The organism is Candidatus Contendobacter odensis Run_B_J11, from assembly GCF_000531125.1.
GTDB classification, from domain to species: Bacteria; Pseudomonadota; Gammaproteobacteria; order Competibacterales; family Competibacteraceae; genus Contendibacter; species Contendibacter odensensis.
Genome location: NZ_CBTK010000046.1, coordinates 23,448 through 33,865 on the forward strand (window position 1 = coordinate 23,448; position 10,418 = coordinate 33,865).

Here is a 10,418-nt window from a genome sequence, read left to right on the forward strand (position 1 = left end):
CGGCCATAACTCCATGAAGATTATTAAAGATTAAAGATTGCCGATTGAATTTTGCCCAAACGGGGCGTGCGCTTTATCTACCACCCCTCACGCCACGATAGCAACCGCAAGCCTCGACCGCTGGTCCCGCTCTGGGTGTCGAAAACCGCTTTCACGGTCACAGCGGTTCCCGGTCCTGTTTCTGCGGCAACGGCGATATGATAAACGGTCGAACGGCTTTGGGAGAAAAAGGATGGATTGTTACCTTGGGGTAATGATGGCGGCGGGGACGATCCATCGGCAGCGGCACGGGCGCGAGCCTGCACATAATCGGCGATAGTGCGTTCATCCAGACCCAAGGCCGGCAACACCTGGATGGGCGCTAGTTCTGGATTCACCCCGTAATGAAATGAATAGACGGTTGCCATGTGGGCAAGCCGCTCGTGGAGTTCTCTGGTGATTCCCAAAATCTGTCCCAATTCATCGAGGCTCTCGAACGGTGCGATCTTCGGCCCTGCAGTGGTGGTGCTGCCGACCCCAAGCATCTGTTGATCACCCGGATTTCTGCGCCAGTCCAGAATGGCTTCCACCATGCGATCCTGATCTCCCGTAGCTACCCCCGCTGTCTTCAGCAACGCCTTGAGCAGTTCGGCATCGGCGGTGTTCAGGTTCACCAGACCGCCGGCATTGGTCACCTCAATCCGCAGTCGCCCGTTACCAAACATCCACTCGTGCGGATCGCCGTTCGGCGGCCACTGCTTTTGAACTTCCGGATCCAGTTGCCAGGTCAGGGCATACGCCACACCCGCCTCGGCCAGGGCGCGGGCCTGCGCCCGTTCGACCGCACTGGTCGCCAAGCGGGTTTCGACGCGCATGGAATAGGCGAAGCCGCCGGCCATCACCGCCAGTAGGGTGACGATCCACAACACAATGACCAGCACCATGCCGCGTTGGCCGGTCGAGCATCGCGAATATTGATCCATAGCGCTCATCGCCGTGGCCCTTCGGCCAGGGCGACCACCAGATCGGGCCAAGGCTCACCCCGCAGGGTCAGATTCAAGCGCACCAGCAATGGCCGCCGCTCGGAACTAACCCAGTCAGAGCGCCAACGCGGCGGCTCGGCGTCGTCGTCCCGCTCCGGGCCAAAATAGGCCCATTCCAGTGCGGAAACTCCTTCCAGCAGTACCGATTCCTGTTCTTCGCCGGCGTTCGGATTGTTGTACCGGTACGGGCGAAAGTGGACCTGCAGCCGGCTATTGGCACCATCGATCCGTACCCGGTAGAGTCCGCCTGGTCCCAACTGGGCCAGCATTGGCGCTACAAATTCGATGCTGTTCGACTGGCCGGTAAACACCACCGCCTTCTCCTGTCCGTCGTTGGTTCGGTAAACGGTGATGGATTGCGCCAACTGGCGACGCAAAAATTCTTCCACCAGCCGCTGCCGGTTGGTCGCTTCGGCGCGCTGCTCGCCGCCTTCCCAACTGTTCAACCCCAGCCGCAATCCGCTGTACAACACCACCAGCACCAGCCCCATCAAGGTAATGGCGACTATCAACTCCAGCAGAGTGAAACCCGTTTGCCGCCAAAATTCTCCCGGCTTGGCTATCCCCCCTTGCCAAAGGGAGGTAGTCGGGGGGATTTGTGGTTTTGCCACAGTCATCAGCGCCGCTCCGGCACTTCCAGCGGCACCAGCCGCAGGGTTTCCAGCATGACCGAGCGGGTTTGCACCAGACCGCGCCAAAAAACTTCGACACTGATCCGATAAGCCTTAACTCGGGTTTTGTCGGAATCCGGCATCCCTTCGATATGGGCACTGACTGTACCGCGCCAGGAAAATCGGTCGTTGATCGCGCCTTCGCGGATCCCTTCGCCCAGCGGAGCCTCACGGCCGTAGGCGGTCAGGATCGATTCGGCGTACAGCGTCGCTTGGGTGTAGTCGTCGGCCATACCGGCATTGCGCAAGCCGGTGGCGAACACTTGCAGCAACACGCCCAGTGAAACGCTGAGAATGGCGAAGGCAACCAGCACTTCCAGCAGGGAAAAGCCGCGTTGACGGCAGCGGCAAATCACAGCGTCGCGTCCTGTTCAACAATGGCAACCGCGCCGGTCAGCCAGTCTACGTTCACTCGATAGGCCCGTTTTGGATCGCTGACGGTGATCGCGCCGCCAGTGGAACTGCCATCGGGAAAGAAGCGGATGTTGCCAGTAGCGCCGCCGATCAATTCCGACTGGGCGGTGTAGAGTTTGAGCGCTACTCCACCCGGCAATTTGATTTCACGGGGATCGCCGCTTACACCAAAGCGGTGTTGCGCCAAATCAAGCGTCAGTACCGCCTCACGCTGGCGGGTGATCGCCTCATTGCGGGCGCTGCGCAGACCGGCAGCCAGTTGGCGGGCCGCGCTCCGCAGTTCAGTAGCGCCGCTCATGCCGGATAGCAATGGCGGCACCAGCGCCACCAGCAACACCCCGATCACCAGCGCCACCAGGATTTCCAGCAGAGTGAAGCCTCGTTGCCGCATCCGTCCGATCATTGCCTGATTCGCCCGCGATGCTTATTGCCAGCTCACCACATCCTGATTCTCGCCATCACCGCCTTCGGCGTTGTCCGCACCCAGCGCATACAGATCGAAAGCGCCGTGCTGACCGGGGGCGCGATATTGGTAATCGTGGCCCCACGGATCTTTGGGAACGACGTTTTTGCGCAGATAAGGGCCGTTCCAACGGGTTGCGCCTGCCGGTTGCACCACCAGCGCCGCCAAACCCTCGTTAGCCGTGGGATAACGGCCCATGTCCAGCCGAAAAGCATCCAGCGCAGTGCTGAAGTCCTCGATTTGCAGCTTGGCCGCTTTCGTATTGGCACCGCCTAGATACTTGATCACCTGTGGCCCGACTAACCCGGCCAGCAAACCAAGAATGACCAGAACCACCAGCAATTCGATCAAGGTAAAACCGCCCAAGCGGCGGCAACGAGTTTGAAGGTTCATCAATGGCCTACCCAAAAGTTGTGTAATCAAAATCCCCCCGCGCTTCGCTTGCCCCCCTTTGACAAAGGGAGGTTGGGGGGATTTGATAACCGGCTTATTCAAAAAGCCAAATCGTTCAAACTGAGGATCGCTACCAGAATCGACATAATGATACCGGCGATAATCACGCCCAGACCTAAAATCATCGCCGGCTCCAGCAGCGTCAGCATCCGCTTGACCGCAGTTTGCACCTCGGCATCATAGGTATCGGCCACTTGCAGCAGCATCTCCTGCAACTGGCCGGTTTCCTCGCCAACCCGAACCATTTGCACCGCCAGCTTGGGAAAATCGCCGCTTTCCAGCAATGGATCGGCCAGCCCGCGACCGCTCTTGACCTGCTCGGCTACTTCACCCAGCGCCCCCGCCAGCACCCGGTTGGTCAAAGTCTCCCGGACGATGGTCAATGCGTTCAACAGCGACACGCCATTGCCGAGCAGCGTACCCAAGGTGCGGGTCAGCCGGGCGGTCTCCACCTTGGCGATCAGATCGCCAAACAGCGGCAGGCGCAAAAACCAGCGATCCCAGCGCAAGCGGCTCTCCGGTTGGTTCAACTGCTGGCGCATCGCCGCCACCAGCAGCAGGATCGCCATCGCACCCGCCCACCAGTAATGCCGGAAGCCGTCGCCAGCGGCAATCACGATCTGGGTCGCCAGCGGCAAGGCCTTACCGGCATCGGCAAACAGCCGTTGAAACTGCGGTACCACGAAGGTGAGCAGAATAATCACTGACAGCGCCGACACCGACAGCAGGATCAACGGGTAGATCAGCGCCGAAGTCACCGTCTCCCGCAATGCCCGCGACCGTTCCAAAAACTCAGTGAGTCGCTTCAACACCACTTCCAGCGCTCCACCGGTTTCGCCGGCGCGGATCATGTTCAGATAGAAGCGCGAGAACACCCCTTGCGCCTCCAAGGCATCAGCCAGCGTTGACCCGCCGCGTACTTTTTCCTGCACACGTTCGACCAGCACCTTGCTCGGTTCATCGTCAGTCACCCCGATCAGGATGGTCAACGCCCGATCCAGCGGCATACCGGCGTTGATCAGGCTGGATAATTGCTGGGTCAACAGCATGACAACTTTTTGCGAGAGTGCCCGGCGTTTGCTGAACCAGGGCTGACCGAAACTGCCAAGCAGGAAACCGCCTTTGGTTTCGGCGACCGATAAAGGCAGTAAACCTTGATCACGCAGGCGCTCGATAGCCGCTTCTGGCGATGCGGCATCGAGTTCATCGCGCAAGGTTTCGCCGGCGGCATCCACCGCTTCATAACGGTAGCGTGGCACCCTGGTCCTCCTGCTCCTGCTGTGTGGTTACTCGCAACACTTCTTCAATCGTGGTCAGACCGGCCACCGCCTTACGCAAACCGTCCTCATACATGCTGTCCATGCCTTCTTGTTGAGCTGCGGTTTGCAATGCGCCGGCATCCGCATGTTTCAGCACCAGCCGGCGCAGCGGATCGCTCATCACCAGAAATTCCATGATTGCCGCCCGGCCCCGATAGCCGGTGCCACCACAGTGTTCGCAGCCAACCGGATTGTATAAGGTGATGTCATGGGTATCGGTGAAACGATGCAACCGCATTTCCGTTACCAGTTCCGGCAAGGCCGGATAGGGCTGGCGACAGTGGATGCAGAGCAACCGCACCAGGCGCTGGGCCAGAATGCCGCTGATGGTTGAGGTTAGCAGATAGTCATCTACACCCATATCGAGCAAGCGGGTGATACTGCCGGCGGCATCGTTGGTATGCAGGGTGGACAGTACCAAATGGCCGGTCAGCGCCGACTGCACCGCGATGCCGGCGGTTTCCAGATCGCGCATTTCACCGATCATGATCACATCCGGGTCCTGGCGAACGATGGCGCGCAGGGCATGAGCAAACGTCAGATTAATCTGCGGTTTGGCCTGAATCTGGTTGATGCCTTCCAACTGGTATTCCACCGGATCTTCGACGGTGAGAATCTTCCGCTCTGGCGTATTGAGCGTTTGCAGAGCGGTGTAGAGCGTGGTGGTTTTGCCGCTACCGGTGGGACCCGTCACCAGCAGGATGCCATGCGGCAATTCCAGAATTTGCCGGAAGCGCTGGAGGGTGCGCGGGCTGAAACCCAACACCTCGAAGTCCAGCACCACGCTGGCTTTATCCAGAATCCGCATCACCACGCTTTCCCCCCACAGCGTCGGCACCGTGGACACTCGCAGATCGATTTCCTTGCCCTGCGCCCGCAACTGAATCCGCCCGTCTTGCGGCAAGCGCCGCTCGGCGATATTCAGCTTGGCCATGATCTTGATGCGGGAGATCACCGCTGCTGACAATCGTGATGGTGGCGATTCCACTTCGCGCAACACCCCGTCCACCCGGTAGCGAATCTTGAGCCGGTTCTCGAACGGTTCGATGTGAATATCGGAAGCCCGCGATTCGATGGCGCGGGCGATCATCAGATTGACCAGGCGAATCACCGGCGCTTCGCTCGCCAACTCCTTGAGGTGCTGAATCTGCTCCTCATCAGTGAGGTCGTCGGCCAGTCCGATGGAATCCACAATCTGGCCCATCGCCGAACGCCCACTGCCATACAGCCGTTCAAAGGCCACTTCGAGTTCCGATGGAATCGCCACTCGCGGCACAATCGGCTTGCCGGTGGCCAGCCGCAACGCCGACAACACATAGTCATCGGTCGGGTTGGCCATGGCCACGGTCAAACCCTGCTCGTCCTCAAACAGCGGAATCGCCCGCGACTCCTTAAAAAAGCGTGGCGATACACTACCGTTGGTGGCCGGTACTTCGGGATAATCGCCGGGCCGAACCAGCGGCAGATTCAGTTGCGCTACCAGCGCCTCGGCCATATCGCGCTCTGACACCAGACCGAGTTTGACCAGCAACGCATCCAGCGCCTCGCCGCTGCCCTCTCGCACTCGTCGGGCGCGTTGCAGATCGGCATCGCTCAGTTTCTGGTGTTCAACCAGCAAGTCGCCGAGATCAGCCGGCATACGACGCTACCAGCAGAGCGTGCAACCCATCGCGCCACCGACGCGGCTGAATCCCAAAGCGGAACGCCAGCCGGGAACTGTCCAGCACCGAATTGGCCGGACGGGCAGCGGGCGTAGGATAGTCGGCAGTGGTAATCGCGGTGATGGTCTGCACTCGCAAGACTTCAACAGCCGGTGCCTGTTCAATGATCGCACTGGCAAAACCGTGCCAAGTGGTCGCTGGCGCCCCGCAATAATGGTAAGTGCCCCACGCGCCGCTGGCGTCAATTTCCGCTGTGCGCCCCGCCAGTTCCAGCAAAGTATCGGCGATGTCGCCGGCATAGGTGGGGCAACCAAATTGATCCGCGACCACCCGCAATTCTTCCCGCTCCTGCGCCAGCCGCAACATGGTTTTAACGAAGTTATGACCATGAATCCCGAATACCCAACTCACCCGCAGGATCAAATGTCGGGGCAATAACCGTAGCACGGCATCATCACCTTCGGCTTTGCTCTGACCGTACACGCCGAGCGGCGCAACCGGATCGTCTTCAACATAAGGGCTGGGCTTGTTGCCGTCGTAGACGTAATCGGTAGAAATATGTAGCAGCGGGATATGCAAGCGATTGCAGGCGGCGGCCAGATGAGCCGGACCATCGCGATTGACCGCGAACGCCAGTTCTGGCTCCTGCTCGGCTTTATCCACCGCAGTATAGGCGGCGGCGTTGATTACCGCGTCTGCGCCGCTCACCGCCAACGCCCGATCCACGGCGACGGCATCGGTAATATCCAGTTCGGCCATATCCCAAGCCAGCGCTTCATGACCCAGTAGGGGCGCACGTCGAGCCAGTTCCCAACCGACTTGGCCCTTAGCGCCGATAACTGCGATTCGCATGATTCAGCCCTCGTTCAAACCGGTATTTTTTTCAGCATGGCGGATGGCGGTGGCGCGCCGGCTCAAATGACTTTCGCCAGCCGCGCCAGAATGCCAACGATCAGCGTGGTTTGCAGAATGCTGACGCCAACGACCCAGCGGATCAGTTCCGCCTTGGTTTCGGCAATGTCTTTTTTAACCTCTGCGCGCAACACATCAATATCGCGCTTCACTTCGAGCCGCAGGGTTTCAATATCGCGCTTCAATTCCAGCCGCAACGCTTCAATGTCGCGGCGCAAATTCGATTCATGCTCGCTAACCTGCTGCTGAGTCGCCAACTGCTTTTCCACCACTTCCGCCAGAGCGCGAGCCTGAGTTTCGGCTTGTTGATCAGTGAAACCGCCCGCCTTCAGTTTGGTGGCGTATTCCAAGGTATCCAAAACAATCGTACTCATGGCTGGCATTCCTCGTAAATCCATGCACTGGTGTTTTGCCAACGTCAAAGCTCAGGGGCGCACTGCAAGCGGCGCATCCCCTGTAACGTCGGGTTGGGAGTCTGTTCGTAGCCATGCCAATACATCATCGGCATTCCGATCCGGCGGAAATACCGGATAGAACACCTTTTTGATTCTCCCCTGCTGCACGATGAGTGTCATACGCTTAAATAACTCCATTCCTGCTGCCGTGAACGTGGGCAAGTGCAGAGAATGCTTCAATTGAAGCAAACTATCGCTGAGTAATTGAAAGGGCAGATGCAATCGGTCACGAGCCTCACGTTGATACTCGCTGGTCTGGGTACTAAGCCCAAAGACCCCCGATCTGAGTTGCTTCAGCTCCTTGTAGTGGTCTCGAAAGCCACACGACTGAGGGGTACAGCCGCGAGCGCCTGGTATCGCATCCCAACCGTCAGGCAAAGGTAAGCCCGGGCGTCCAGTCATCGGGTAAACGTAAATGACCCACTGACCTTCCATCGCCGCGAGATTGACCGTCGTACCGTCCGTACTTGGAAGCGATATACATGGCAAGAGTACTTGCTCCAAATGCGCCGCAGCACCATCGTCAACCGGCACGGGAAGATCCATAGGCAACTGGAACAGATTCGCGCTCATGGCTAAATCCCGTAAATCGGCAGATTCTCAACTGCTTGATCCGCCAAACGCGGATTAGCCTGATCCTTGGCCGATAGCGCCACATCGCGCAGCGGCCAGTCAATGCCAATCGCCGGATCGTCCCAGGCGATGCCGCGTTCCGAGGCTGGATGATAATAGGCGGTGCATTTGTAGAAAAAATCCGCCTCGTCTGACAGTACGCAAAAGCCATGGGCAAAACCGGGTGGAATATACAACTGGCGGTGATCCACATCGTCCAGTACACAGCCATACCAACGCCCGAAATGCGGCGAACCCCGGCGAACGTCTACCGCTACGTCGAATACCGCGCCGCGAGTCACCCACACCAACTTGCCCTGTGGCTGGGTCAACTGATAATGCAAACCCCGCAACACTCCCCGGCGCGAGCGGGAATGGTTATCCTGGACGAAGGATTCGGGCATCCCGCTTTGGTGGTAGCGGGCGGCTTGATACGTTTCCATGAAGAAACCGCGTCCATCGCCAAACACCTTCGGCTCCAGCAGCAACACACCAGGCAAGTCGGTAGCGATCACGTTCATTGAACGATTCCCCGCTCCAGCAATTCCAGCAGATAGAGACCGTAGCCACTTTTGGCCAGCGGTGCGGCCAATTGGGCTAACTGCTCGTCATTGATGTAGCCCATCCGCCAAGCCACTTCTTCAGGGCAGGCAATCTTCAAACCTTGACGCTGTTCGACCACTTGCATGAAGTTCGCCGCTGCCAGCAATGATTCATGGGTACCGGTGTCCAGCCAGGCGTAGCCACGTCCCATCAATTCGACGTTAAGTTGGCCGCGTTCCAGATAGACCTTATTAACATCCGTGATCTCCAGTTCGCCGCGCGCCGAGGGCCGAATGGATTTAGCGACGTTAACCACCTCGTTATCATAGAAATACAGTCCGGTCACCGCATAGTTGGATTTGGGCTGTTTCGGTTTTTCCTCGATGTCTACCGCCCGGCCCTGGGCATCGAAATTCACCACGCCGTATTGCTCCGGGTCGCGCACGTAATAACCGAACACCGTCGCGCCCTGTCTGCGGGCGGTCGCCCGGCGCAGCATCGCCGATAAGCCCTGGCCGTAATAAATGTTGTCGCCCAGAATCAGACAGGCTGGATCGCCGTCAATGAATCGCTCGCCGATCAGAAACGCCTGCGCCAGCCCGTCGGGACTCGGCTGCACCGCATACTGAAAATTCACCCCCCACCGGCTGCCATCGCCTAGCAACGTGGCGTAGGCGTCCCGGTCGCGGGGCGTGGTGATGATGAGAATGTCGCGGATGTCCGCCAGCAGCAGTGTGGCAACCGGGTAGTAGATCATCGGTTTATCGTAAACCGGCATAAGCTGCTTGCTGACTGAAACTGTCAACGGGTGCAGCCGGGTGCCGGAACCACCGGCGAGAATGATGCCTTTGTATGCCATGATTTTCGGATCGGAGGTCGGTGGTGTAAGTCAGTGAGAACGAGGAAAAAGCGGGTATTTTGCGATCTGAATTCGATGCAGATGGAATTTTAACTACTTAATCATTGCACCAGAAATAACAGGGCTGGCATTCCAGCCCCGCTTTATCGCTCAAACTGCTGGTTTATCCTCGGTGTCAGGCTTTGGTGGTGTCGCCGAGTTTGGCTCTACAGCATCGGATGAGGCTTCGACAACGGTTGCTTCCTCCATTGCGGAAAGAATATCGGAGGCAATTTGAGCGGTTGCCGCTGCTTCCGCCGCAACCGGGGTCTCCGCTGCAACCGTAACCGCACCGGTTTCCTCCACCGGCAGCGCAGTGGCAACAACAACTTCCATCGTGGGAATAACGATCCCGTCAACCGCGCCGGAGTCGGGTGAGGGCGATACCTCGGCAGGTTCAATCCCTGCCGGTTCTACTACGGGTTCACTGGCTTTGAAATCCGTGTCTATCGGCTCAACTGCGGGCAAGTTTTCCTTAATGGCTTCTATGCTGGCGCTTGCGGATTGATCAGCAACGGTGACGATGACTTCCGGTGCGGAAACCCCAGTTTCATGAACTGCAACGGGGTCGGCCAATGGAGCGACCGATTCGACCGGGGCAGATTCAGCAGAACCGTCAGTAATCCGCGTGGCGGCTATTACCGGTAGCTGCGCGGCCGGTACCGTTTCGGTATCGGCCACTGGATATTCCAGCAACGATGGCGGTGGCGGCACCGGTTCCTGCGGCAGAGGCAGTGCCACATTCTCGGTAACGGCTCTCGCCGCCGCCAGCACCTCGCGGGGCAGACGAGGGCGACCGCTGCGAATCCGCCGCTGTGACCCTGGTGCAACGGATGATCCCGCAGTGGCAACGGGCGATACCGATACGGCCACTGCATCGGTTTCAGCCGATGGCTGATTCCGATCACGGGCGGCGGGTTGTTCCGCGATCTCATCACCGGATTCTGTGTTCACCGACTCCATCTCGGTCGAGGCAGAGTTTTCTCCCCGCCGCC

At 58.8% G+C, this 10,418-nt stretch carries 13 protein-coding genes; all 13 read right to left on the minus strand.

Features of this window, described 5'->3' with window-relative positions:
• Nucleotides 1-77: 77 nt before the first annotated feature.
• Nucleotides 78-962: a type II secretion system minor pseudopilin gene (locus tag BN874_RS04095; protein ID WP_034431011.1), complete on the minus strand. Its 885-nt coding sequence runs from the start codon at nucleotides 960-962 to the stop codon at nucleotides 78-80.
• A gap of 5 nt (nucleotides 963-967) precedes the next feature.
• The gene (locus BN874_RS04100) at nucleotides 968-1,639 is read right to left on the minus strand and encodes a type II secretion system protein GspJ (RefSeq protein ID WP_034431012.1); all 672 of its coding nucleotides are present in this window, start codon (nucleotides 1,637-1,639) and stop codon (nucleotides 968-970) included.
• Nucleotides 1,639-2,049: a type IV pilus modification PilV family protein gene (locus tag BN874_RS04105; RefSeq protein ID WP_051497392.1), complete on the minus strand. Its 411-nt coding sequence runs from the start codon at nucleotides 2,047-2,049 to the stop codon at nucleotides 1,639-1,641. The genes BN874_RS04100 and BN874_RS04105 overlap by 1 nt, the downstream gene beginning before the upstream one ends.
• Nucleotides 2,046-2,510 (minus strand): GspH/FimT family pseudopilin, encoded by a 465-nt coding sequence (locus BN874_RS04110; RefSeq protein WP_051497393.1) that lies wholly within the window; start codon nucleotides 2,508-2,510, stop codon nucleotides 2,046-2,048. Before BN874_RS04110 ends, BN874_RS04105 begins: the two co-directional genes overlap by 4 nt.
• A gap of 21 nt (nucleotides 2,511-2,531) precedes the next feature.
• Entirely contained in the window at nucleotides 2,532-2,963 is a 432-nt protein-coding gene (gene gspG / locus BN874_RS04115; RefSeq protein WP_034431013.1) for a type II secretion system major pseudopilin GspG, read from the minus strand.
• Between the two features lie 98 nt (nucleotides 2,964-3,061).
• Nucleotides 3,062-4,282, minus strand: a complete 1,221-nt coding sequence (locus tag BN874_RS04120; RefSeq protein ID WP_034431014.1) for a type II secretion system F family protein — start codon at nucleotides 4,280-4,282, stop codon at nucleotides 3,062-3,064.
• The gene (gene gspE / locus BN874_RS04125; protein WP_051497394.1) at nucleotides 4,263-5,981 is read right to left on the minus strand and encodes a type II secretion system ATPase GspE; all 1,719 of its coding nucleotides are present in this window, start codon (nucleotides 5,979-5,981) and stop codon (nucleotides 4,263-4,265) included. The genes BN874_RS04120 and gspE overlap by 20 nt, the downstream gene beginning before the upstream one ends.
• A complete protein-coding gene (gene rfbD, locus BN874_RS04130) occupies nucleotides 5,971-6,855 on the minus strand; it encodes a dTDP-4-dehydrorhamnose reductase (protein WP_034431015.1) in 885 nt (294 codons plus the stop codon). Before rfbD ends, gspE begins: the two co-directional genes overlap by 11 nt.
• A 62-nt stretch (nucleotides 6,856-6,917) precedes the next feature.
• Complete coding sequence (locus BN874_RS04135) at nucleotides 6,918-7,289, minus strand: CCDC90 family protein (protein WP_034431016.1); 372 nt, start codon at nucleotides 7,287-7,289, stop codon at nucleotides 6,918-6,920.
• A gap of 51 nt (nucleotides 7,290-7,340) precedes the next feature.
• Complete coding sequence (locus BN874_RS04140; protein WP_051497395.1) at nucleotides 7,341-7,943, minus strand: peroxiredoxin; 603 nt, start codon at nucleotides 7,941-7,943, stop codon at nucleotides 7,341-7,343.
• A 2-nt stretch (nucleotides 7,944-7,945) separates the two neighbouring features.
• Nucleotides 7,946-8,503, minus strand: coding sequence for a dTDP-4-dehydrorhamnose 3,5-epimerase (rfbC, locus tag BN874_RS04145; RefSeq protein ID WP_034431017.1), 558 nt, complete (start codon nucleotides 8,501-8,503; stop codon nucleotides 7,946-7,948).
• On the minus strand, nucleotides 8,500-9,384 hold the full coding sequence (gene rfbA / locus BN874_RS04150) for a glucose-1-phosphate thymidylyltransferase RfbA (protein WP_034431018.1): 885 nt from the start codon (nucleotides 9,382-9,384) through the stop codon (nucleotides 8,500-8,502). The genes rfbC and rfbA overlap by 4 nt, the downstream gene beginning before the upstream one ends.
• 150 nt (nucleotides 9,385-9,534) lie before the next feature.
• Nucleotides 9,535-10,418 (minus strand): hypothetical protein (locus BN874_RS04155; RefSeq protein WP_420886102.1); only part of this gene is annotated, 884 nt, incomplete at its 5' end.

Excerpts from the sequence above, each read along its gene's own strand:
- BN874_RS04135 (WP_034431016.1), bottom strand. The coding sequence starts at position 7,289 with ATGAGTACGATTGTTTTGGATACCTTGGAATACGCCACCAAACTGAAG.
- rfbA (WP_034431018.1), bottom strand. The coding sequence starts at position 9,384 with ATGGCATACAAAGGCATCATTCTCGCCGGTGGTTCCGGCACCCGGCTG.
- gspE (WP_051497394.1), bottom strand. The coding sequence starts at position 5,981 with ATGCCGGCTGATCTCGGCGACTTGCTGGTTGAACACCAGAAACTGAGC.
- gspG (WP_034431013.1), bottom strand. The coding sequence starts at position 2,963 with ATGAACCTTCAAACTCGTTGCCGCCGCTTGGGCGGTTTTACCTTGATC.
- BN874_RS04095 (WP_034431011.1), bottom strand. The coding sequence starts at position 962 with ATGGATCAATATTCGCGATGCTCGACCGGCCAACGCGGCATGGTGCTG.
- rfbC (WP_034431017.1), bottom strand. The coding sequence starts at position 8,503 with ATGAACGTGATCGCTACCGACTTGCCTGGTGTGTTGCTGCTGGAGCCG.
- BN874_RS04140 (WP_051497395.1), bottom strand. The coding sequence starts at position 7,943 with ATGAGCGCGAATCTGTTCCAGTTGCCTATGGATCTTCCCGTGCCGGTT.
- BN874_RS04110 (WP_051497393.1), bottom strand. The coding sequence starts at position 2,510 with ATGATCGGACGGATGCGGCAACGAGGCTTCACTCTGCTGGAAATCCTG.
- BN874_RS04100 (WP_034431012.1), bottom strand. The coding sequence starts at position 1,639 with ATGACTGTGGCAAAACCACAAATCCCCCCGACTACCTCCCTTTGGCAA.
- rfbD (WP_034431015.1), bottom strand. The coding sequence starts at position 6,855 with ATGCGAATCGCAGTTATCGGCGCTAAGGGCCAAGTCGGTTGGGAACTG.